Below are 22,297 nucleotides of genomic sequence, written 5' to 3' on the forward strand. Positions count from 1 at the left end.
ATTCCTGACTTATTCTAAATTGCCGGCGTCCATGTCGTATGGAAAACAGCCGACGAAATGGACATATTGATCTTCGAAGATATGGGTTTTCTTAGCGCGATATTCAAAATCGAACATCAGTATCAGCCAACTGATCTGCTGGTTGCCAAGTTTGTCTATCTTTTTAATCACCGCCTCGCCATAGGAGTATGACCAGGAGCAGGGCGCTATAATTTTGCGAACACTCAGAAGGCCGGTTTCGCAGCCGTTGGTTTCCATATTTTCAGGGTTGTAGCTGCTGATCTGGAAGTTTCTGGCCCATTGATCCAGCCCCTGTTCATCCTCTTCAAAATAACTGTCAGGGATGCTGGCGTAGTCAGTTGTTGAGTACCAGACTGAAACAATACCCTCTTTTTCAAAATTCATGCATCTGTCTCGCTTAGCTGAGCCCAGAGTGAGCGGATATCGTGGAGATCCTCAGTACTGAGTTTGTCAATTTTAAAAGCATCTTCCAGGCTGTTTTCTACCCGTTGATTGAACTGGTCTGCGGTGTCGCCCTGTTCGGCGCTTACCAGGCTGATATGTCCCAGCAGATAACTGCATAGAAACAGCAGATTGGGTTCAGCCCTTTGCTCCATTTCGATCAGTCGGTTGTAAATCGATTCAGCCTGTTGTTGGTATGCGTTCATCAGGGGTCCATAAATTCCAGTTTATCGATCAGCAAGCTGTACTCTTTGCCGCTTTTTTCGACCTGTTGCAGTTTAATCACGATATAGTCGAGTTCGGGAGCAAACCAGATATAGGTTTCACGCTTACTGTCCGGGCCGCGGTCGCGCTGGATTTTAACCGCTTCGAAAGAGCCGATCGCTGTGGTTACCGTTTCGGTACCGCGTTTGATAAAGGGGTAGGTTTTGATTTTTCCACCGTCGGCGACTTTGTAAACCAGATCATCTTTGCCCGCAGCAAGGTCCAGGCGTAGCTGCATCTGATAGCTGAGATTGTCCTGAGTGCCTGGTGCAACATTCATGGTCCAGGGCTTCTTCGATACATCGTTCAGTACGGTGCCGGTGTTCCAGTTGAACTGTAATACCGCATTCTTGTTGCCACCAATCACTTTGCGGTGATATTCATAATGTTGTGGCTGGACGGACTGGTCCTGAATGGTGAACTCAGAAAACTCATGCACTTCAGCAATCAGGGCTTCAGCTGTGAGCGAGGATACCCAGCGATCCCCCTTGCGTTTCAGTTCACCGATCGCGTTTCCGCCAAAGGAGATGCCCATATCCCATTGTGCTTTATAAACCGCCCGAAAGGGCATGAATAGTTCAGAGGCGTGCCCAGGCGCTGCTGAAACCAGTAAAAGTGCAGAGATAAATAGTGTGCCGATGCGCATCAGTTACTCCTGAATGAATTGATATCCTTCAGGTGCCAGAGTAGCCCCATCGAGCTGAACAGCTCCTGAAACTGTTAACGCAAGGCGATCAGCACAGAACCATTCAACCGCCAGCGGATAGATCTGATGTTCTGCACTGTGAACCCGCTGTTGCAGGCTGTCGGCATCATCGTTGGTCAGAATGTCGATCGGTGCCTGAATTGCCGTAGGTCCGCCATCCAGCTCTTCAGTGACAAAGTGGACCGTGCAGCCGTGTTGTGAATCGCCAGCTTCTATCGCGCGCTGGTGAGTATGTAGCCCTTTGTATTTGGGCAGCAGGGATGGATGGATATTCAGCATCCGCCCCTGATAATGACGTACAAAGTCCGCTGTCAGGATGCGCATAAACCCTGCCAGCACGATCAGATCGGGGTGGTGGGCATCAATCGCTTCCATCATCGCTGAGTCAAAGCTTTCTCTGCTATCAAACAAGTGATGGTTGATAACGATCTGAGGTATGCCGGCCTGCCTGGCGCGCTCAAGCCCGTAGACCCCCTCTTTATTGCTGAGCACCGCAGCAACGCGGCCATTAATCTGGCCGCTTGCGATAGCATCGATGATCGCCTGCAGGTTTGAGCCGCTGCCAGAGATCAGCACTACAATGCTTTTCTCTGCCATTCTCAGGCCTCCAGGCCCAGCAGTTCTACCTGCTCTTCACCCTCGGTAGCGGTAGCGATCTCACCAATGATAAAGGGTGCTTCTCCGGCGCCTTTGAGAATCTCAAGCGCAGCGTCAGCCGTATTTGATGGTACGACGATCACCATACCGATGCCGCAGTTCAGGGTGCGATACATCTCACGGGCGTCAACATTGCCCAGCGCCTGAAGCCAGCGGAACACTTCAGGCATCTGCCAGCTGTTTACATCAATGACGGCTTTAGCGCTTTGTGGCAGAACCCGGGGAATGTTTTCCAGCAGACCGCCGCCAGTAATATGAGACAGTGCATTCACCTGACTCTTTCTTATCAGCTCCAGCACTGGCTTAACATAGATGCGGGTGGGTTCCAGCAGTGCTTCAGTCAGTGGCTTGCCATCGACTGTGCCGCTCAGGTCAGCTTCACGCACCTCTATGATCTTGCGGATCAGCGAGTAACCATTTGAGTGTGGGCCGGAAGAGGGCAGTGCAATCAGTGTGTCACCGACGCTGACTTTAGTGCCATCAATGATCTCATCTTTTTCCACTACGCCAACGCAGAAGCCTGCCAGGTCGTAATCTTCGCCTTCATACATGCCCGGCATTTCGGCGGTTTCACCGCCCACCAGAGCGGCTCCTGCCAGCTCGCAACCAGCGCCAATGCCGGTGACAACATCGGCTGCAATATCGATGTTCAGTTTGCCAGTCGCATAGTAATCCAGGAAGAACAGTGGCTCGGCGCCGGCAACGATCAGGTCGTTGACGCACATCGCAACCAGATCGATACCGATGGTGTCATGTTTGTTCAGGTCCATTGCCAGACGCAACTTAGTGCCTACCCCGTCAGTGCCGGAAACCAGTACGGGCTTCTTATAGCCTTCAGGTATTTCACACAGGGCTCCGAAACCACCCAGGCCGCCCATCACTTCGGGGCGTGCGGTGCGTTTCGCAACGCCTTTAATACGGTCAACCAGTGCGTTACCTGCATCGATATCGACGCCGGCGTCTTTGTAGCTGATAGGAGTGTTATTGTCAGTTGCAGACATAGTGTGTATGAACCTGTTCGGGCTGATTACTGATAGAAAAAATTTGACGCGTATTCTATCAGGTTGCTGGTGAGGCGGCTATTGTGTGTTAAAGTTTATGCCGTTTTAAAGGACACTTTTTTTCAGACGCCCGGGATTGTTGTCCGGGCAGCAAAACAGGGTATGAAAACGATCATGATGCGCAACTTTTGTAACTGTCTTCTGGTATGGGTCTTTGCAGGCTTATCGACACTGGCCCAGGCAGCTACGGTAAATGGACTTTATACGGCTGAGATGCTGGTGCCTGAGCAACACGCTCAGCCTTCAGACGCGCAGTTGCAAGCAGGCCTGAAAACCGTACTGATTAAAGTCTCCGGGCGCAGCGCTGTAGTCAACAAGCCTGCTGTGGTGAATGCGTTGCAGCAGCCTGCTGCCTTGCTCAGTCAGTTCAGTTATCAGGCGACCCAGACGCCGGTAGCGGCTGGTGATGGTCGTGAGGTATTGGGACAGCGGTTGCTGCTCGAATTTGATCCGGTGATGGTTGACCAGTTACTGAACAAATCAGCTATGAAAGCGATCGGCCACGCCCGGCCAGTCATTCTGGTGTGGCTGGCGCAACAGCGGGGTGCGGCGGGCCGGGATTTTGTGCCACAGGAGAGTCCCATATATGCTGAGTTACGGCAGCAGGCTGATCTGAGAGGCTTGCCCATGAGTGTGCCACTACTAGATCTGGATGATCAGAATGCCGTTGATGTCAGTGATCTGTGGGGCTTCTTTCGCGAACCGGTGTTACAGGCATCCGCCCGTTATCAGCCCGATGGTGTGCTGATCGGGCGGCTGGTGCAGGGGGGAAGCGGTGCTTGGCAAACGGAATGGTTGTTGCTTAAAGATGGTCAGGCGCGCTCGTTCAGCCCGTCCGGCTCGTTGTCGGAACAGATAAGCCAGGTGATGAATGAGACTGCTGATTTTGCGCTGGCTTCACTGGGGGCATCCAGTTTTAACTACGTCGAAACAGGATTGCAACTTGAAGTCGCTAATATAGTAGAGATAGAAGACTATCTGCAGTTACTGGATTATCTGCGCCAGTTACCTCCGGTTGATGCTGTGCGGGTCAGCGGCGTAGATGCTGACCGGGTGCTGTTCCGGGTTGAGATTCAGGGGGGGATTCAGGCGCTGGAGCAGGCCGTTCGTCTTAATCCGCGGATGACATCGATGTCGCGGTTACAGAATGGGGCTGAAGCTGTTTATAGCTATCGCTGGCAGCAGCAATGATGGACGCTGTTTTAAAAGCCGGTTGAAAGGGAGTGTTTATGAGTGATTCGCAGCGCTGGTTTTTCCTGATTTTTACCCTGATAGTGGGGTTTCTCCTGTATCTGCTACAGCCGATACTATCCCCTTTTCTGATTGCTGCATTGCTGGCATATCTGACAGACCCGCTGGCCGACAGGCTGGAAGCACGGGGACTGAGCCGGACGCTGTCAGTGGTTGTGGTGTTTCTGGTGATGACCACTGTATTGCTGTTACTGGTGATTCTGCTGATACCCAAACTGGGACATCAGGTGCAGGTGATGGTGAAAATGGTGCCCCAGGTATTCTCTATGATTCAGACCGTCTGGATACCCTGGCTGGAGGAACATACCGGGTTGTCCTTTGCCGAGTTTGATCTTCAAAATCTGCAGGCGCTGATGAGTGGTCACTGGCAGCAGACAGGCAGTCTTGTGAAAGGTGTGTTTAGCAGTGTGAGTCAGTCCGGGCTGGCGCTGGCCGCCTGGGTGGCTAATCTGGCGCTGATCCCCGTCGTGATGTTCTATCTGTTGCGCGACTGGGACGTGATGATGGATAAAATTGGCGTGCTTTTGCCGCGTAATGTTGAAAGAAAGGTCACCCTTTGGGCGCAGGAGTGTGATGAGGTGCTGGGGGCTTTTATCAAGGGGCAGCTGCTGGTTATGCTGGCGCTGGGGGTGATCTACTCTCTGGGACTCTGGGCCGTCGGGCTGGATCTGGCACTGCTGGTTGGAATGCTTGCCGGCCTGGCCAGTATCGTCCCCTATATGGGGTTTATTATCGGTATTGTCGTTGCCGGTGTAGCAGCGATGTTGCAATTTAATGATATCACTATGCTGGGGTGGGTCGGCGCGGTATTTGCGGTGGGTCAGGCGCTGGAAGGAATGGTGCTGACACCGTTGTTGGTGGGCGATCGTATCGGCCTGCATCCGGTGGCCGTTATTTTTGCCATTATGGCCGGTGGGCAGTTGTTCGGTTTTGTCGGGATTTTGATTGCACTTCCCGTTGCTGCCGTTATTATGGTGCTCCTCCGACATCTGCATCAGGGATATAAAAGTAGTAAACTTTATGACTGTTAAGCAGTCAGTAATAAGTACAATGCAGTGATTTAACGTTCAGCGCTCACAAATCGCGGGCTTAAAGTACAGCAAAGCTTACAAACCCAGAACATTTAACGATGAGAAAGGCCCGGTGTTCAGCTGCAGGCCTGAATAAGTATTGATATAGATGAGTAGTCCTGAACCGTTTCAGATACCGCTGGGTATCACTCTGCGGGATGATGCCCGATTTGAGAATTTCCTTTGTCAGGGGAACGAGCTGCTGTGCAACACGCTGGATCAGGCTGCCAGGGGTGAAGGCGAGCAGTACCTGTATATCTGGGGCAACAGTGACAGCGGTTGTTCCCATTTGCTCCAGGCGGTGTGCCATGCCTCTGATCCAGTGGGGCGCACAGCTGTATACCTACCCCTTGATGAGTTGCTCGATATGGGGCCGGGGGTGTTGGAAGGTATGGAGCACCTTGATCTTGTATGTCTCGATCATATTCAGATTATTGCCGGCAATAAACAGTGGGAAGAGGGCGTGTTTCATTTTTTCAACCGTATCCGGGCTGAAAACAACCGCTTATTGGTTGCCGGAGACCGCGCGCCACGGCAGCTGAGTCTTAATCTGCCCGATCTGGCCTCCAGGCTGAGTTGGGGAATGGTGTTTCAGGTGCATAATCTGGACGATGATGGCAAGGTGCGCGCTTTGCAGCTGCGTGCCCAGGGGCGCGGCTTCACGATCAGCGAAGAGGTGGCCTGGTTTCTCATCCATCGTGCCAGTCGTAGTATGACTGATCTGTTTGAATTGCTGGATAAACTGGATTCTGCATCACTCAGCGCTAAGCGTAAAGTGACCATCCCATTCGTTAAACAGGTTCTGGGTCTCTGATTATTAATTGCGGCGTATTATGAATATTATCCTTGCGGGCTTTACATCGGATGTAACTGAAGCTGAACTGAGGGAGCTGCTCTCTCGTTACGCTGAAGTTGATGAGTTGGAAATTATCCCGGGTGATCTGCCGGAACAGACGGTTGCGATCCTGACAGTCGAGGCAAGTAATGCTGAGGCACACTGGGTTTCCCGTCGGCTGACTGGCCTGTATTGGCATGGTCACTCTCTGCGGGCCTATGTATCGCTGTTTTGATACGAAGGCTGTTTTGATAAGAAGACTGTTTTAATACGAAGACAGGTGCATGCAAACATATTCACTGGTTGCCCGAACACGCGATTTTCTGGTGATTGATAAAGCCCCGGGAATATCGGTTCACCGTGATGACGCAGAGGTTGGGCTGTTGCAGCAGATCTCAGCTGATCTGGGGTGTGGTCCTCTCTATCTTGTTCATCGTCTGGATAAGATGACCTCGGGTTTGCTGATACTGGCCTGCCATTCGGAAGCTGCCTCAATACTTTCGCGTCAGTTTCAGGATCGCCGGGTCGAAAAGTATTACATCGCGCTGTCCGATCAGAAACCTCGCAAGAAGCAGGGGTTGATCAAAGGCGATATGGAACGCACCCGACGGGGTAGCTGGAAACTCACCACCGCTCAGCGCAACCCTGCTATTACCCGGTTTTTCAGTTGCTCCCCCATGCCTGGAATGCGGTTGTTTCTGTTGCGCCCTTTAACCGGGAAAACACATCAGTTACGGGTTGCCCTGAAAAGTATCGGCGCCGCTATTATTGGTGATACGCGTTACCATGGTGCAACTGAAACAGCGGCCGACCGCGGATATCTGCATGCCTGGGGGCTGGCATTTGACTGGCAGGGTGAGCGGTGTGAATATCTGTGTGATCCTGGAGTCGGTGAGCTGTTTCTTAAGGACGCGATAAAACAGCAACTGGAAAACTGGAAGCCGCCAGCCGCTCAGGCCTGGCCGGCAACGTAACTCTATTTTGAGGACCTCAATGCACGAAGATCGAGTTGAGCGGGACTTCAGCGCCCGTAGCGAGGAGGAGCAGCAGGCCTTTCTGCAGGAAACCTGGTGCGACAACTGTCAGGAAGCGAATCTGGGGATGAAAAACCCACGGGAATATCTTTATAAAGGGGTTATCTTTATAGAGGGTGAGTGTAATCGTTGTGCCAGTGTGGTGCTCACCGAGCTTACTGATGATGACTTTTAAGGCCTGTTTTTCATATGTCTGACTCGTTTAATCAGCGCTTTGGCGGTATTCAGCGGCTCTATGGCATGGCCGGGGCCGAGCTGTTCCGGCAGGCGCATATCGCCGTCATCGGTATTGGCGGAGTCGGGTCATGGGCGGCCGAGGCGCTGGCGCGTTCGGCTATCGGTAACATTACCCTGATCGATCTGGATGATATCTGTATCACCAATACCAATCGTCAGATTCATGCGCTGGATAGTACTATTGGTGAGCCAAAAACGGAGGTCATGGCCTCAAGAATCCGGCAGATTAACCCCGATTGCCGGGTTGAGCTGGTGGATGATTTTATCACGCTGGAGAATATCCCGCAGTTGATCAATCCTCAGTTTAACTACGTTATCGATTGTATCGACAGTGTTAAAGAGAAGGCGGCGCTGATCGCCCACTGTAAGCGCCAAAAAATTCCGGTCATTACTGTCGGTGGTGCAGGTGGACAGACTGATCCCACGCAGATCAATATTGCGGATCTGAGCAAAACCCATCATGACCCTTTAGCCGCTAAAACCCGCTCATTACTGAGGCGTTATTACAATTTCAGTAAAAGTGGCCGGCGTTTTGCGGTGGATTGTGTCTACTCAACAGAGCAACTGGTTTATCCGCAGCCGGATGGCAGCGTCTGTCAGATGAAGTCAGTCGCAGATGGCAATACCCGCCTTGATTGCAGTGGCGGCTTTGGTGCCTCGACCTGTGTGACGGCGACATTTGGTTTTGTTGCGGTATCCCGTGTATTGCAGAAGATGCTTGAAAGGGCAGAGCGCGAAAGCAAAGCACCCTGACCTGGTTTAAAACGCCTGGTATGGAGTAATCGTTGACGGTTGCGGTTGACCTTTCTGTTTAACAGGCTAAAGTGTTTCGATTGTACCGCAAATGGATATCTGGCCCGTCAATGTCTGAGCGCTTTTCAGAAGGATTTTATAAAGCCATTTTTGAAGGCTGTAGTGATGCGATCTATGTGATAGATCCGCAAAGCTCACGCATTCTTGATGCCAACACCCGTGCCTGGACAGACCTGGGCATGAGCCGCGAACGGTTATTACAGCACAGTGTCATTTCGCTGCAGCAGGGGGTTGAAAATGAGGAGCACTGGGCGCAGATCGCGGAGATGATCTATTCCTGTCATCCGCAGGCCTTTACCTTTATTGGTCGCCATTATCATCAACATGGGACCTATTTTCCGGTTGAAGTCTATACCAGTGTGATTGAGTTTGAAGGTCAGCCGCTTTTTCTCTCAATCGCCCGTAACCTTGATCGTACCTCTTCCCAGCGAGAGGCGTTCCGCACCAAGGATGCACGCCTCACTTATGCTCTGAATGAAGCGGTAGATGGGCTGTGGGACTGGACTATTGATACCGGAGAGGTGTTTTTCTCACCCCAGCTAAAGCGGATGCTGGGGTATCTGCCCCATGAGATGGAACCGACGCTGGAGACCTGGAGCGAGGCAGTGCATGATTCGGACCGGGGCCGGGTAATGGCCGCGCTGGATGAGCATCTCTCAGGGCGTGACGATAGTTACAGTGCCGAATATCAGATGCGTAAGCGCGATGGCAGTTATATCTGGGTGCGGGATCGTGGCCGGGTCTGTCAGCGGGATGAGGCGGGCAATCCATTACGGGTAGTGGGTATGGTGCATGATATTACCCGCAGTAAGGGCCTGGAAGATCAGCTTCGCGAGCAGGCCAGTCATGATCACCTGACCGGTTTGCTGAACCGGCGTGCCGGTTATATTCATTTCTCCAAACAGCTCAGTTATGCACTGCGCTATAATCAGAGTCTTACCGTTTGCCTGATCGATCTGGATCATTTTAAGAATATCAATGACAGCTTTGGGCATCTGGCAGGCGATTCGGTGTTGAAGCATTTTGCCGGGCTGATGAATATCACCCTGCGCAAGTCTGATTCGCTGATGCGCTGGGGAGGTGAAGAGTTTCTGCTGTTGCTGCCGAACACTGAGGTCGCCAGTGCCGTAAAGCTGATCGGTCAGTTGAAAGAAAAACTGGCTGATAACCCGGCAGAGCTGGAGTCGGGGGAGCAGATCAGTTACACCTTCAGTGCCGGACTGGCGTGTTGTCCGCTACATTCGCAAGCTTTAGATGCTCTGATCAAGTGCGCTGATGATGCCCTCTACACAGCCAAGGGCTCCGGGCGTGATACGATTTTGGTCAGCGACGAGAGTGGTATCGAGCAGCCCGGATTGTTCTGATCTTATTACCTGCACTCAGGTATCAGATCGGTTCGTTGTTTTTTGCCCGCAACGCCTGTTCTCTTACCGCTTCGATAATCGCTTTCAGGCCGTTGCCTCTTGAGGGACTGAGGTGACGCGTTAAGTTTAACTGATCAAAATACCCCTCGATATCGAACGCCAGAATATCCTCCGGCAGGCGACCATTCAGTGCCGCCAGTACCAGTGCTATCAGGCCGCGAATAATCCGGGCATCGGAATCGGCGGCAAACCACAGGGCTCCCTGATCATCACGAATAACCCGTAACCAGGCGTCACTTTCACAGCCGCTGATACGATACTGCTCATGCTTCATGGATGAGGTAAACGCCGGCAGGTGTTTACCCAGCTGCATGATCTCGCGATAACGGTCATTCCAGCTTTTCAGCGCTGTCAGTTGGGTCAGGATCTCCGGGTCACGGATCTCCCGGCCAAAGGGCGAATCATCAAAGATCGATTGCGCCGACACGGTTTCAGCGACCGCAAAGCTACCTCCCTGGCTGATCTGTTCCAGAGCCTGGGCCAGACGTTCAACCTCATCAAGGGTGTTGTAGAAGCAGAATGATGCCCTGATGGTGCCGGGCAGCCCCAGTCGCGCCATTAAGGGCATGGCGCAGTGGTGGCCGGTACGCAGGGCGATCCCCTGCTGGTCCAGCATCAGACCCACATCCTGCTGATGATGACTTTCCAGCTGGAAAGAGAGAATCGAAGCACAGGCGGTCGGGCTGCCGATACGCTTAAAGCCGGGAATCATGGCGCAGAGATCAACCGCTTTGTTCATCAGTGCCCGTTCATGTCGGGCCAGTGCTTTGCGATCCAGTGCTGTCAGAAAACGAATCGCCTCCGCCAGTCCCAGTGCACCGCTGATATTGGGTGTTCCCGCCTCAAACTTGAAAGGCAGTCCGTTATAAGTGGTGCCACTACTGAAAGAGACATGGTTGATCATCTCCCCGCCGGATTGCCAGGGAGGCATCGCTTCGAGCAATGGTTTACGCCCGTAGAGCACGCCGATGCCGGTAGGAGCAAACAGTTTGTGTCCGGAAAACAGATAGAAATCGCATCCCAGTCGCTGCACATCAACTTCAAGGTGGGGGACGGCCTGGGCACCGTCGATCACTACGGTTGCGCCGATCGCCTTCGCCTGACGTACCAGTCCGGCAACCGGATTGATGGTGCCCAGAGCATTGGAGATATGGGTGAGGCTGACAATGCGGGTTTTCTCGTTCAGTAACTCACTGAAACGCTGCAGATTCAGGTCGCCGTTATCGTGGATCGGTACCACCCGGATCAGCGCGCCGGTCTGCTGGGCGACAATCTGCCAGGGGACGATATTGGCGTGATGTTCAAGCTCAGTCAGCAGAATTTCGTCGTTGGGTTGCAGCAGTGGACGGGCATAACTCTGGGCGATCAGGTTGATCCCCTCGGTAGTTCCCCGGGTCCAGATGATCTCCTGCTCAGAGGTTGCATTGAGAAACTGCTTTACCGTTGATCGGGCCGCTTCAAAAGCGCTGGTGGCCCGTTCACTCAACTGGTGCGCGCCACGGTGAACATTGGCGTTCTGTGTGCGATAGAACTGTTCTACAGTTTTAATCACCGCTTCCGGTTTCTGGCTGGTTGCAGCGTTATCCAGATAGATCAGTGGGTGGTCATTAATCTGCTGTTGCAGTGCCGGAAACTGCTGTCTGACTGAGTGTAGATCCACAAATGGTTCCTGAGCTTAATTGTCTGCCGAGGGCGACTGGGAGGCGCTGTTGCGCAGCTTGTTCAACTGACTCTGCCAGCGGGCAAACATCATAGCGGCAATGAAGAGACTCGCCACCAGCAGGGTTTCAGCCAGTGCCAGCGTGGCGCTGCTGTGTGCCGACATAGCCAGTGTGACCGAGTGCATAAAGTAAACGGTGATAAAAAAGCAGAGCCAGATATGACCGCGCAGATGTTTTTTCAGAATAACCGGATAAAACAGCAGCAACGGCACCGTCTGGAATGCCCAGATACTATAAGGGTTGGCGTTATCAGGCGGTGACAGCAACAGATGCCATGCTGTTAATAGCAGAATCAGTCCGAAATAGCTGAACAGGGTGGCAGCGCGACTGATCGCCACCTTTTTTGTGAGGGTGTCGTACATCGTTTGATCCTGAGTGTTAATCATGTAGCTGAAGGGCCAGGTGGCCCAGTCGTTTGCCCTGTGCAAGGCAGAGCGCGGCTTCAGTCTCATCCAGTGGCTGGTCGCTGAACTGACCCGCCAGATGGGTGGCCCCATAAGGCGTTCCGCCACTGAGGGTCTTGATCAGCTCAGGCTCGCTATAGGGCAGGCCGCAGATCACCATGCCGTGGTGAAGCAACGGCAGCATCATGGTGAGTAGTGTGCTTTCCTGACCACCATGCAGGCTGGAGCTGGAGCTGAACACTGCCGCAGGTTTATCGATCAGTGAGCCACTGAGCCAGAGGCTGCTGGTGGAATCGATAAAGTATTTCAGCGGTGCGGCCATGTTGCCAAAACGGGTTGGGCTGCCCAGCGCAAGACCGGAACAGTTCTTCAGGTCCTCCTCTGTGCAGTACAGGTCGCCGGTTGCCGGGATACTCTCTTCGGTGGCTTCACAATTCGCCGAGATCGCTGGTACGGTTCGCAGACGGGCTTCTATGCCGCACTGTTCGATACCGCGGGCGATCTGAGAGGCCATGGCGCGGGTTGCGCCATGACGACTGTAGTAGAGCACCAGAACGTAAGGGTCTGCCACTCAGATAATCTCCAGCACCGATTCCGGTGGACGACCGATGCGCGCCTGACCATTACTGATGACGATGGGACGCTCAATCAGGCGGGGAAACTGCACCATCAGATCGATAATCTGCTGGTCGCTCAGGGAGGTGTCTTTAAGGTTATTCTCTTTATATTCATCTTCCCCTTTGCGCAACAGTTCCCGGGGGGGGATACCCAGCTGTGCAATCACTCCGGAGAGTTGCTCTGCGGTGGGCGGGTTTTCCAGATAGAGTCGCACCTCAGGGGTGATATTGTTTTCTTCCAGCAACGCCAGGGTCGCACGGGATTTTGAACAGCGTGGATTGTGATAGATTTCAACAGTCATGGAACATATCCTGTTTGTAACGGCAAATAGATAGTAAGTGCGATATTGTATACAGCTTGGCTACCAGCCAAAAGAGCAGCAGGGTATTATATCCGTTTAATTCATCGACACAGGATCGTTGTGATGAGTGATCATCTGTTCTCCCTGCGGGGAGTCTGGCATTTTATTCGCTACCTTGTACGCCAGTTTGTTCATAATCAGGGGGTGCTTAACGCCTCGGCACTGACCTATACCACACTGTTTGCGGTGGTCCCTCTGATGACAGTGTCCTATGCCATGCTTGCTGCCATCCCCTCGTTTCAGGGGGCAGGTGAGCAACTGCAGGGCTGGATTTTCGAAAATTTTGTCCCTGCCACCGGGGCGGTGGTGCAGGAGTATCTTAGTGATTTTGCTGCCCAGGCGAGTAAGCTCACGGCTGTTGGTCTGATCTTTCTGTTTATTACATCGATTATGATGATGAAAAATATTGAGGCCGCACTCAACCGTATCTGGCGGGTCAGCGAACCCCGTAAAGGGATGTCCAGTTTTCTCCTCTACTGGGCAGTCCTGAGTCTTGGACCGATACTGATCGGTGTGGGGCTTCTGGTGAGTTCCTATCTCGCCTCACTCTCGCTGTTTACCAGCGCCACCGAGCTGGTGGGGCGTGCACGTTTACTGGCGATTCTGCCGCTGGTGATGTCTGCTGCGGCGTTTACTCTGCTCTATGCCGCTGTACCTAACTGTAAGGTGCCGCTGCGTAATGCGGTGATCGGTGGTCTGGTGGTGGCTATACTGTTTGAAACCGCAAAGCGGGCGTTTGCGTTTTTTGTCACCCAGTTTCCCTCCTATGAGCTGATCTATGGTGCCTTTGCTGCGGTACCCCTGTTCCTTGCCTGGATCTTTATCTCCTGGACAATCATTCTGTTGGGCGCCGAGCTGAGCCGGGCACTGACTGTCTATCGCGATCACCGGCGTGGCAGGCACTACTCTCATCTGCATACCATGGTCTCTATTCTGCAACGGCTCTGGCAGGCTCAACAGAAGGGCGAGGTGCTGGCTGACCGACAGTTGCTGCAGCAGGTTGAAGGGCTTGAACAGAGTGACTGGGACAGTTATAACATTATCTTGCTGGAGGCATCGGTGATCAGTCGCACCGAGCAGGGTGGTTATCTGCTGGCCCGGGATATGGGTAACTTTACCCTGGACCAGTTGAATCAGTTGCTGCCCTGGCCGTTGCCTGAGAGTGCTGCTGCAGAAGTTGCCAGTGGCTGGCAGAATCAGCTGAATCAGCGGTTAAAAAACCTCAGTGAGGCGCGGCAAGAGCAACTGGGCCTGACACTGGAAGCGCTATTTAACGAATAAGTGGCGCCCGTCGAATTAACTTAATCTTTGGGAATTGTTTATATGCAGTGTTTACATGCCTGGGTGAGTGGTCGTGTGCAGGGGGTATGGTTTCGCCAGTCGACGCTGGAGGTGGCGCAGGCTAACGGTTTAACCGGCTGGGTGCGAAACCTCGATGATGGGCGGGTTGAGGTGATGGCCTGTGGCAACGAGCATGGTCTGATGCAACTGGAGTCCTGGCTTAGTATCGGCCCCGAGCTGGCTTGTGTCGCCGAAGTAAAAGCCAGCCGGGTCGAAGCTGAGGAGAGCTATAGCGATTTTGTGATTCGCTAATCAGTCTTCGTAACGGCGCTGATTACGGTAAACTTTTTCCGGATACCAGACCTTACCGTAGCTGCCATTGTAGCGTGCCAGCGCTTCCGTCAGATTGCCTTTGGAGCGATCCAGGTAGTATTTCAGAATTGTGGCTCCATAGCGCAGATTGGTCTGGATGTTGGTCAGGTTGTCATCGTTGCGGCCGATCTCTTTTTTCCAGAAAGGCATTACCTGCATCAGTCCCTGAGCACCTACCACCGATACCGCAAAGCGGTTGAAACGGCTTTCGGTATGTATCACACCCAGCAGTAACGAGACGGGTAATTCAACCCGCTGAGCTTCAGCATGAACGGTTCTGAGAATCTCAATGCGCTCCAGTTCATTGCTGACGTAGCGTTTGGTGCGACCGGACATGTCGGTGAGCCAGACCTCTGCGGCAAAACGGTCTTCAAAACTACTGCTTTGCGCAAATGCCTGCTTAAGTGCCTCCCGCAGCTGGGGATCGACTTCCTGGGTTGCTGCCAGTGATGGCCATGATAGCAGCAAGAGTAAAAGGGTGGTTGTCAGTCGCACAGGTAAATTTATAACCATTCAAAATTCAGATTAAACAATCTATTAATCAATCCATTAATCAGTCAATGTAAAGTGATTAATTAAGTCGCTTTCTCAGCACGGCTCGGAAACCGACGCTGCCTCGCTCAGAGTACGGTTTCAAAGCCTTCAAACTGAGGCGGTCCCAGATAGATATCCCTGCGGGTACCGGCGTTGGCATGAGCTTTTTTGAAAGCATCGGATTTAAGCCAGCCTTCAAAGGCTGCTTTATCCTGCCATACCGCATGGGATGACATCAGTGTGTGATCCTCTTTCGTTTCGCCCTGCAGCAAATTAAACGAGACAAAGCCCGGTACCGATTCGAGGTGGCTGTCACGGTTTTTCCAGATTTCGATAAAATCCTGCTCGTGGCCTGGCTTTATTCTGAAACGGTTCATTGCGATATACATCTGAGTCGGACTCCTGATCTGTCAGTGAACTGAGTGGTAAATGAGCGGGTGCTACTTGCCACGCAGTAATTTAACCATGTTTATAATGCTTTGCTGTGAGGGTTTTTTCCAGCCCTGGTTATTCAGTTTTTCAACAACAGCCGCTCCCTTCGGATCATCAGCCATTCTTTCGAGTATCTCCCGTAAACCGTTTATCCGGGGTTTTAGCTGCGGTGCCACCATCAACAAGGGAAATGCTTTGCGCAGGTGGCTGCGGGCCAGAAGGTTGACCGATGTCAGGCTGAGTTCTGACAACTGGTCGATAAAGTTTTTACTCAGCAGGGCGTAGGGCTGCTGTCCCTGTTGTACTGCTTTGAGTAGTTGCAGCCAGTTTTCGGCATATGCCATGGAGCCGGGCTGGATCTGTTTCTGCTTCAGTGTGGTAAGCCCAAGCCGGTTAGCAAAGGAGCCTTTGATGCCTCCCAGCGAGCAGCCCTGAATGGCGCTTAGTCGATGTTCTGAGGCAGCAGGTCCTGACGCAATAACTACCTCTTCATACACATCAACAGGCTGCATCAGTGGAATAAAGCGATGGTCGCGTATCAGGGAGGGGATTTGCTCAGGGGCGCAATAGACCATCCCGGCATCGCAGAGCTGTTGTTGAAACTCCTCTGCTGTGGTGGTGATCAGGGGGGTAACGGTATCACCGCACTGACGACTCAGATAGATGGCAAATTCGTACCAGCGCTCAGAATCCCGGGCGGTATCATTGGGGGGCGTCAGAAGCCGGATGTTATCCATAACCAGATACCGCGGCAGGTTGGGTTAAGCGTACAGTGGTACACAGTTTCACTGGCGCAAAAAAAAGCAGGCCAGAGGCCTGCTGTGAGATTTTATCGGGCCACGCTACGCTCAATGAAAGCGCTGAGCTCGGCCAGTGGGATCTCCTGCTTTTCTGCATCCCGGCGGCCTTTATATTCCAGCGTGCCCGCTTCAAGGCCGCGATCTGAGATGACGATGCGGTGAGGGATGCCCATCAGCTCCATATCCGCCATCTTAACCCCGGGACTCACTTTAGCCCGGTCATCCAGAATAACGTCGTAGCCCGCCTGAGTCAGGGTCTCATACAGTTTGTCAGCCTGTTCACGCACCGCTTCGGACTTTTCATACTTCAGCGCTACCAGGGCGATACTGAAGGGGGCAATTGCTTCTGGCCAGATAATGCCGTTGTCATCGTAGTTCTGCTCGATAGCGGCAGCCACTACACGGGTAACACCGATACCGTAGCAGCCCATATCCATCGTGACCGCTTTACCATTTTCATCGAGAACGGTGGCGTTCAGCGCTTTGGCGTACTGCTGACCCAGCTGGAAAATGTGGCCTACTTCGATGCCGCGACGGATAACGATTTTACCCTTGCCGCAGGGGCTTGGGTCACCTTCGACAACGTTGCGCAGGTCTGCCACTTCTGGCAGGGCAACATCGCGATCCCAGTTGATACCGAAATAGTGTTTGCCCTCAATATTAGCACCGGCACCAAAGTCAGACATCACTGCAACAGTGCGGTCAACGATGCAGGGAATTGGCAGATTGACAGGGCCCAGGGAGCCGGGGCCGGCACCGATCAGACTCTTGATCGCCGCTTCATCGGCCATCTCCAGAGGTGCTGCAACCTGCGGCAGTTTTTCTGCTTTGATCTCATTGAGGTCGTGATCACCACGCACCAGCAAGGCAACAAAGTCAGCATCACACTCATCGGAGGCTTTAACAAACAGGGTCTTAATGGTTTTTTCAATCGGCAGACCATGCTGCTCAACCAGCTGAGCGATGGTCTTGGCGTTTGGTGTATCCACCAGGGTCATCTCTTCAGTGGGGGCTGCGCGTTCACCTGCTGGTGCTACCGCTTCCGCTTTCTCGATATTGGCGGCGAAGTCGCTGCTGTCGGAAAAAGCGATATCATCTTCACCGGAATCCGCCAGAACATGGAATTCGTGGGAGGAGTTACCGCCAATCGAGCCGTTATCTGCCAGTACCGGACGGTAGTCCAGTCCGATACGGTCAAAGATTTTGCAGTAGGTCTGGTGCATCAGATCGTAGGTCTGTTGCAGCGATTCCAGGTTGCAGTGGAAGGAGTAGGCATCCTTCATAATAAATTCACGTGAACGCATAATGCCGAAGCGTGGCCGCACCTCATCCCGGAACTTGGTCTGAATCTGGTAGAAGTTCGCAGGCAACTGCTTATAGCTGTGAATCTCGTTGCGAACCAGATCGGTGATCACCTCTTCATGGGTTGGGCCAACGCAGAATTCACGGTTATGACGGTCGTGCAAACGTAGCAGTTCTGGACCATATTTTTCCCAGCGGCCAGATTCCTGCCACAGTTCAGCCGGCTGTATCGCTGGCATCAGCACTTCCTGGGCACCGGATTTGTCCATCTCTTCGCGCACAATCCGTTCAACTTTGCGCAGGGTCCGCAGGCCGGTTGGCAGCCAGTTGTACAGGCCAGCGGCCACTTTACGGACCATACCTGACCGCAGCATAAGCTGGTGGCTGATAACTTCAGCATCAGAGGGAGTTTCTTTCAGTGTGGCAATCAGAAATTGGCTGGCTCGCATAGATTTTATAAACCTGAAATCGAATAGATAATTTAGCCGAACATTGTATGTGGCCCGTCCGTCCGGGACAAGAGTCGTGGAGAAGGAAAAAGCAGAAAACCCGCTGAAACCGGGTTAATCGCTGTCGACGCCGAGCTTTTCCAGAATCTGAGGGTCATCAAAGTGGAGATGGCCAATAAAACGGATCGCATGGTCTCCGGGGCGCCTGAGGGCTCCTGGGTTAGAGATTCCCATGGGCCAGAATAGCCAGCGTTCCAGTCGCTCAGAGCCACTTACAAAACCTTGCCGGTTAAATACGGAGCGGTATTTATCCCCGGTCTTCAGCTGCATCAGGCGGGTAAATGGTTGCAGTTGATACTCTGTGCTGACAGGCGGAGGCTGATCGCTTTTCTGGCTGGCGATAAGCAGATGAGAGTCAGCCGTCAGCGAAATCTGCTGTCGACCTCTGTCGGTGTGCAATACAAAGGTGGGCTCATGATAGAGCTCCTGATGGTCGGAATAGCGTGTCCCGGTTGGCAGAATCAGCGTGTACCAGCAGCCACAAAGATGGATGCTGTCATAGGCCAGAATCTCTCCGGAAGGTCTCAGGTGCACCCGAAACAGTACGGCATCGTGCTGTCCGGCAACCAGATCGAAGCTGTTTTCAGCCGGGCGCTCAGGAAACCAGATCAGATAGTTCAGTTGCAGGGTAATCTGGCTGTGATGGATTCCGTAACTGATATAGGTAAAGCTGACTGGTTGCGAGTTTACCTGAAGTTCTCCCTCTGCCCAGTAGGGGGTGCCCGGGCGGTTAACCGGCTGATGGTCAGGCAGTCGCCATAGTGGTGCGTGGTATTCAAGCAGTGACTGTTGCAGCGCCGGGGGCAGGCGGGGCATGCCCAGACTGTTATAGGTGACTGAATCCATATCGGGTGCGGTTGTCGATACTGTTGCGGCGGTATAGGTTGTCCATTGGCTGTCTTGAAGTGTTTCCGGTTGCTGGTATAGCCGGTTATGTTCCCGTATGACGCCCTGCTTAAACAGTAGTGCGGTGATTGGGTAGATGCCGGCAACTCTGGCCAGCGGCTGATAGTCGTCGTCTTCGGGCAGGCTGCGTAGCCAGCGACGGGTTTTATCGGGGGACTGCAACTGTTGCTGCACCAGTGTCTGGCTGCAATGATCGATAAAGCGGCTGGCGTCGTTAATGTCAAAGCGTTGCTGCCATTCCTGCAGCTGGGAAGCCGGGATCAGCCTGGCTTCATTATTAAGGCTGGTCACAGCCAGCTGTGACATCAGGTTAAGCAGATCGGCTAATTGCGTTTCGTTGAGATCGGTCTGGCGATAATAATCCACCAGTCTGTTACTGCGCAGCCAGGGGGCTTTGGCAACCCGCTCTCCCTGTTGCATTCCGCTGTAACTTAGGCTGAGTTGTTGCAACGAGGTCAGTGCTGCAGCGCAGTGCTCAGCGGCCCCGGATTGCGGTGGCAGGGGGCGCAGGCTCTGGCTGCAGCCATTAATCAGCAGGACAACCAGAGGAATCAGGATAGCCTTATACATTTTTACTCTCTTCAGGTATTTGCCCGTGGGGTGCAAGATTGTTGATCTGCTGCCTTGGTGCTACTCCCGCGAGAGACTATAATCGCGCCAATCATTCTTCGGGTAAAAAATAACATGCAGCTGAAACAGATTAACAAAGAGCGTTATAGCAAACATTATAAACAGATCATGGTCGGTGTGGTGATACTGCTTGCAGTGATAGCGTTATCCGTCTCTACTCTCCTGATCCAACTGATGGGTAATCAGGATGGCAGTAATTTCTGGCTGAATGTGGCGGGTGTTGTGGTTGCTGCGGTTGTGGTGGTTTCACTCCTGCGCCGTTACCGTGATCATGAGTATATGTACGAAGTGATCTATGTCTGGGATCTGAAACAGATGCTCAATAAAATTTATCGTAAACAGAAAAAGGTTAAGGCCGCGATTGAAACCGGTGACCGGGATGCAATGGTGATCATGAACTGGAGTTATAACGGTTCTGAGCAGCTCTATAATCTGGACAACAATACTATCACAATGGAAGATCTGCACCGCTCGATGAGAGAGTTACAGCAGACCATTGAGGAGCATGGTTATAGCGTGACGACCGACGAGTTCCGGCCAGAGATGCTGGATAAATATTGATTGAAAAACGGTTCAAAACGGTTCAAAGAAAAAGGCCCGGTGGGCCTTTTTTATTGGCTGTCTGTTATCTGCGCGAATAGCTGTTTATTTGCGCCCGGGGCCTTCAGGAAAACACGCCAGTTCGCTGCTCGGCTCGAACCAGCAGGCGCGGTAGTCGAAGAATATATTGCGACGCGGCCGGACTCCCGGATCATCATCCAGCGAGCCTGCCGGAATGGCAATATTGTTGGCACCTTTAACCTCCCAGGGCAGCGATGAACCACAGCGGCTACAGAAGCATGATGCATAAAACTGAGCGTCAGGGACTTCATAGCGGGTCACCAGCTCCGCTCCGCTAAGCCAGCTGAACTGCTCTGGTGCGACAAACATGAAGGCACCGTGAGCACTGCCAGATGCTTTCTGGCAGCGGGAGCAGTGGCAGTATTGAAAGCCCCGGGGGGCGCCGCTGAACTGGTAACTCACGGCACCGCACAGGCAACTGCCGTGGATGGTCGGCTCGGTTGTGTCTGTCATACTCATAGCTGTTCCATTCTGTGATTGTGTTAATTGTTATTATGCTGCAGAGGGGTGTTTATACTTAGAATAATTTGGGTTCTTCCTCAGGCCGGGGTGTTTTCAGCGTCACCTCCCGTTGTGGGAATGGAATCTCCACTCCGGCCTCTCTGAATGCCTGGTAGACTGCGCCGTTGATCTGAAACTGTAACTCGAACTGCTGTTTGGTTGGCACCCAGTAGCGATAGGCAATATTCACGGATGAGTCACCGAAGCTGGCGATACCCACCTGAGGAGCCGGGTCTTTGACGATTGAGGGATGGTTAAGCAGTTGCTGACGGGTCAGTTCGATCGCTCGGTCGGGGCTGGCGGAGTAACTGATCCCTATGGCACCTTCCACAAGGGTGTTTTCGAATGAGTTGATCAGTACTTCGCCGACTATGTGCTTGTTGGGGATAGTGATAATTTCACCATCCTCAGTTGACAGCTGGGTATAGGCCAGGCGGATCTCTTCAACAACACCGCAGACATCGTTACAGCGGATCGTGTTGCCCACAACAAACGGGCGGGTGAGGATAATGGTAAAACCTGCTCCATAGTTGGAGAAAACCCCCTGTAGCGCCAGACCAATACTGAGGGAGACCGCGCCGATAGCGGCGATAAAGGGGGCGACACTGATGCCAAACTTGCCCAGACAGATCACGGCAACCATCGCGATCAGCAGCAGTTTAACGGTACTGCTGATGAAATTACTGAGGGTGACGTCAACATTGTGACGCAGGCAAACCCTGAGCGTCAGTTTGCCAACCCAGCGGGCGATGATCAGGCCTATGATCAGAATGATAATCGCCCCGATCACCTGAAAGCTGTAGTTAACGAAGAAATCGATAATCAGGGTATAAAATTGTGTCAGAGTAGCCAGCTCGTCCTTGATCATGGACGGGTCTCCTATATTGGTAGCCTCTGCTTCAGAGGCAACTAGCTGGCGCGGCGTTGGGTATCGGGCTCGCAGCCATCCAGCAACTCAATAAATTCGATCAACTGATCGAGCTGTCTCTCATTGTAGACCGGAAATCCGTTTCGCATAAGTTCATCAGCCGTTGCGCCGGAACCTGCTTTCAGCGTGCCGGTGAAGTTGCCATCGTAAACTTCGAGATTACCGCATGAAGGGCTGCGGGATTTAAGCAAAGCGCAGCAGCAGCCTTCCCGCTGAGCTATCTCCAGCGTTTTTTCAGCGCCTGAGAGAAACTGTGGAGTGACATCTTCACCATCAGTACTGGTAATTCGCAGGGGAAATTTATCCTGAATTTCTGCGGCAGCACGTGGGGTTGGAAGTCCGCCTTCCTGTTCCGGGCAGACCGGTATAAGACGTCCTTGCTGCTGTAAGTGGCGGATGAAATCGTTATCTATCAGGTTGTCTCTGCCGTCGTAACGGACCTTGCAACCTAACAGACACGCACTGATTAGTATTTTATTTTTCTTATTCATCATTCAGATTGCGCATTGCTTATGTGTGACAGTGTATGACGGAGCGGATTCTAACAGTTAAAACGCTTATGA

At 52.7% G+C, this 22,297-nt stretch carries 28 protein-coding genes; 11 read left to right on the forward strand and 17 right to left on the reverse strand.

The genetic code is table 11. The annotated features are described in order from the left end of the window. Nucleotides 1-9: 9 nt before the first annotated feature. Genes OCU43_RS09665 through purM form a run of 5 tightly spaced genes read right to left on the reverse strand, consistent with a single transcriptional unit; the run spans nt 10 to nt 3,090 of the window. Complete coding sequence (locus OCU43_RS09665; RefSeq protein ID WP_091358114.1) at nt 10-405, reverse strand: immunity 22 family protein; 396 nt, start codon at nt 403-405, stop codon at nt 10-12. Then, nucleotides 402-668, reverse strand: a complete 267-nt coding sequence (locus tag OCU43_RS09670) for a YfcL family protein (protein WP_091358117.1) — start codon at nt 666-668, stop codon at nt 402-404. The genes OCU43_RS09665 and OCU43_RS09670 overlap by 4 nt, the downstream gene beginning before the upstream one ends. Continuing rightward, nucleotides 668-1,372, reverse strand: coding sequence for a DUF3108 domain-containing protein (locus OCU43_RS09675; RefSeq protein WP_091358120.1), 705 nt, complete (start codon nt 1,370-1,372; stop codon nt 668-670). Before OCU43_RS09675 ends, OCU43_RS09670 begins: the two co-directional genes overlap by 1 nt. Nucleotides 1,373-1,375: 3 nt before the next feature. Further along, nucleotides 1,376-2,029, reverse strand: coding sequence for a phosphoribosylglycinamide formyltransferase (gene purN, locus OCU43_RS09680; protein ID WP_091358123.1), 654 nt, complete (start codon nt 2,027-2,029; stop codon nt 1,376-1,378). A gap of 2 nt (nt 2,030-2,031) precedes the next feature. Next, complete coding sequence (gene purM / locus OCU43_RS09685) at nt 2,032-3,090, reverse strand: phosphoribosylformylglycinamidine cyclo-ligase (protein WP_091358126.1); 1,059 nt, start codon at nt 3,088-3,090, stop codon at nt 2,032-2,034. Nucleotides 3,091-3,252: 162 nt separating this feature from the next. On the opposite strand from purM, the gene OCU43_RS09690 reads away from it, so the two are divergent. The 8 genes from OCU43_RS09690 (at nt 3,253) to OCU43_RS09725 (ending at nt 9,754) form a co-directional block, all read left to right on the forward strand. Continuing rightward, nucleotides 3,253-4,341, forward strand: a complete 1,089-nt coding sequence (locus tag OCU43_RS09690) for a DUF2066 domain-containing protein (RefSeq protein WP_091358129.1) — start codon at nt 3,253-3,255, stop codon at nt 4,339-4,341. Between the two features lie 38 nt (nt 4,342-4,379). Next, nucleotides 4,380-5,432 (forward strand): AI-2E family transporter, encoded by a 1,053-nt coding sequence (locus OCU43_RS09695; RefSeq protein WP_091358131.1) that lies wholly within the window; start codon nt 4,380-4,382, stop codon nt 5,430-5,432. Nucleotides 5,433-5,580: 148 nt separating this feature from the next. Then, entirely contained in the window at nt 5,581-6,285 is a 705-nt protein-coding gene (gene hda, locus OCU43_RS09700; protein ID WP_091358134.1) for a DnaA regulatory inactivator Hda, read from the forward strand. Nucleotides 6,286-6,304: 19 nt separating this feature from the next. Then, complete coding sequence (locus tag OCU43_RS09705; protein WP_091358138.1) at nt 6,305-6,541, forward strand: RNA-binding protein; 237 nt, start codon at nt 6,305-6,307, stop codon at nt 6,539-6,541. 49 nt (nt 6,542-6,590) lie between these two features. After that, the gene (locus OCU43_RS09710) at nt 6,591-7,280 is read left to right on the forward strand and encodes a TIGR01621 family pseudouridine synthase (RefSeq protein ID WP_091358141.1); all 690 of its coding nucleotides are present in this window, start codon (nt 6,591-6,593) and stop codon (nt 7,278-7,280) included. A 19-nt stretch (nt 7,281-7,299) separates the two neighbouring features. Then, nucleotides 7,300-7,515: a hypothetical protein gene (locus OCU43_RS09715; protein ID WP_091358143.1), complete on the forward strand. Its 216-nt coding sequence runs from the start codon at nt 7,300-7,302 to the stop codon at nt 7,513-7,515. Nucleotides 7,516-7,529: 14 nt separating this feature from the next. Continuing rightward, nucleotides 7,530-8,330 carry a tRNA cyclic N6-threonylcarbamoyladenosine(37) synthase TcdA gene (gene tcdA / locus OCU43_RS09720; RefSeq protein WP_091358146.1) on the forward strand — a complete coding sequence of 267 codons (801 nt, stop codon included), beginning with the start codon at nt 7,530-7,532 and terminating at the stop codon, nt 8,328-8,330. 110 nt (nt 8,331-8,440) lie between these two features. Next, nucleotides 8,441-9,754, forward strand: a complete 1,314-nt coding sequence (locus OCU43_RS09725; protein WP_091358150.1) for a sensor domain-containing diguanylate cyclase — start codon at nt 8,441-8,443, stop codon at nt 9,752-9,754. 22 nt (nt 9,755-9,776) lie between these two features. On the opposite strand, the gene OCU43_RS09730 is transcribed toward OCU43_RS09725, so the two are convergent. The 4 genes from OCU43_RS09730 to arsC are packed head-to-tail and all read right to left on the reverse strand — an operon-like array spanning nt 9,777 to nt 12,858. Continuing rightward, nucleotides 9,777-11,474, reverse strand: a complete 1,698-nt coding sequence (locus OCU43_RS09730) for a SufS family cysteine desulfurase (protein WP_091358153.1) — start codon at nt 11,472-11,474, stop codon at nt 9,777-9,779. Between the two features lie 15 nt (nt 11,475-11,489). Then, the gene (locus tag OCU43_RS09735; RefSeq protein ID WP_175483521.1) at nt 11,490-11,897 is read right to left on the reverse strand and encodes a DUF2069 domain-containing protein; all 408 of its coding nucleotides are present in this window, start codon (nt 11,895-11,897) and stop codon (nt 11,490-11,492) included. 16 nt (nt 11,898-11,913) lie between these two features. Continuing rightward, nucleotides 11,914-12,510: an NAD(P)H:quinone oxidoreductase gene (gene wrbA / locus OCU43_RS09740; protein ID WP_091358157.1), complete on the reverse strand. Its 597-nt coding sequence runs from the start codon at nt 12,508-12,510 to the stop codon at nt 11,914-11,916. Continuing rightward, nucleotides 12,511-12,858, reverse strand: coding sequence for an arsenate reductase (glutaredoxin) (gene arsC, locus OCU43_RS09745; protein ID WP_091358160.1), 348 nt, complete (start codon nt 12,856-12,858; stop codon nt 12,511-12,513). 123 nt (nt 12,859-12,981) lie between these two features. Between arsC and OCU43_RS09750 the strand changes: the two genes are divergently transcribed. Next, the gene (locus OCU43_RS09750; RefSeq protein WP_091358161.1) at nt 12,982-14,199 is read left to right on the forward strand and encodes a virulence factor BrkB family protein; all 1,218 of its coding nucleotides are present in this window, start codon (nt 12,982-12,984) and stop codon (nt 14,197-14,199) included. Between the two features lie 42 nt (nt 14,200-14,241). Next, complete coding sequence (locus OCU43_RS09755) at nt 14,242-14,511, forward strand: acylphosphatase (RefSeq protein WP_091358164.1); 270 nt, start codon at nt 14,242-14,244, stop codon at nt 14,509-14,511. Here the strand turns inward: OCU43_RS09755 and OCU43_RS09760 are convergent, their stop codons facing one another. From OCU43_RS09760 to OCU43_RS09780, 5 genes are all read right to left on the reverse strand, one after another. Beyond that, nucleotides 14,512-15,084: a lytic transglycosylase domain-containing protein gene (locus OCU43_RS09760; protein WP_091358166.1), complete on the reverse strand. Its 573-nt coding sequence runs from the start codon at nt 15,082-15,084 to the stop codon at nt 14,512-14,514. It abuts the gene before it with no gap. A gap of 107 nt (nt 15,085-15,191) precedes the next feature. Next, nucleotides 15,192-15,494: a heme-degrading protein HmuQ gene (gene hmuQ, locus OCU43_RS09765; RefSeq protein WP_091358168.1), complete on the reverse strand. Its 303-nt coding sequence runs from the start codon at nt 15,492-15,494 to the stop codon at nt 15,192-15,194. 51 nt (nt 15,495-15,545) lie between these two features. Continuing rightward, nucleotides 15,546-16,274: a PhnD/SsuA/transferrin family substrate-binding protein gene (locus OCU43_RS09770; RefSeq protein ID WP_091358171.1), complete on the reverse strand. Its 729-nt coding sequence runs from the start codon at nt 16,272-16,274 to the stop codon at nt 15,546-15,548. A gap of 92 nt (nt 16,275-16,366) precedes the next feature. Next, the gene (locus tag OCU43_RS09775; RefSeq protein ID WP_091358173.1) at nt 16,367-18,088 is read right to left on the reverse strand and encodes a proline--tRNA ligase; all 1,722 of its coding nucleotides are present in this window, start codon (nt 18,086-18,088) and stop codon (nt 16,367-16,369) included. Nucleotides 18,089-18,202: 114 nt separating this feature from the next. After that, nucleotides 18,203-19,624 carry a hypothetical protein gene (locus OCU43_RS09780; RefSeq protein WP_091358176.1) on the reverse strand — a complete coding sequence of 474 codons (1,422 nt, stop codon included), beginning with the start codon at nt 19,622-19,624 and terminating at the stop codon, nt 18,203-18,205. 114 nt (nt 19,625-19,738) lie between these two features. Here OCU43_RS09780 and OCU43_RS09785 point away from each other — a divergent pair, with 114 nt between their 5' ends. Continuing rightward, nucleotides 19,739-20,245 carry a DUF3087 family protein gene (locus OCU43_RS09785; protein WP_091358177.1) on the forward strand — a complete coding sequence of 169 codons (507 nt, stop codon included), beginning with the start codon at nt 19,739-19,741 and terminating at the stop codon, nt 20,243-20,245. A gap of 84 nt (nt 20,246-20,329) precedes the next feature. Here OCU43_RS09785 and OCU43_RS09790 read toward each other — a convergent pair whose 3' ends face one another. From OCU43_RS09790 to OCU43_RS09800, 3 genes are read right to left on the reverse strand one after another with little or no spacing between them, the layout of a single operon-like run. Next, nucleotides 20,330-20,764: a GFA family protein gene (locus OCU43_RS09790; protein WP_091358180.1), complete on the reverse strand. Its 435-nt coding sequence runs from the start codon at nt 20,762-20,764 to the stop codon at nt 20,330-20,332. A 58-nt stretch (nt 20,765-20,822) separates the two neighbouring features. Beyond that, a complete protein-coding gene (locus OCU43_RS09795) occupies nt 20,823-21,674 on the reverse strand; it encodes a mechanosensitive ion channel family protein (RefSeq protein WP_091358182.1) in 852 nt (283 codons plus the stop codon). Between the two features lie 41 nt (nt 21,675-21,715). After that, entirely contained in the window at nt 21,716-22,228 is a 513-nt protein-coding gene (locus OCU43_RS09800; RefSeq protein WP_245756565.1) for a 2-thiouracil desulfurase family protein, read from the reverse strand. Nucleotides 22,229-22,297 lie beyond the last annotated feature (69 nt).

It is taken from the genome of Amphritea atlantica, from assembly GCF_024347255.1.
In the GTDB taxonomy this organism is placed as follows: domain Bacteria; phylum Pseudomonadota; class Gammaproteobacteria; order Pseudomonadales; family Balneatricaceae; genus Amphritea; species Amphritea atlantica.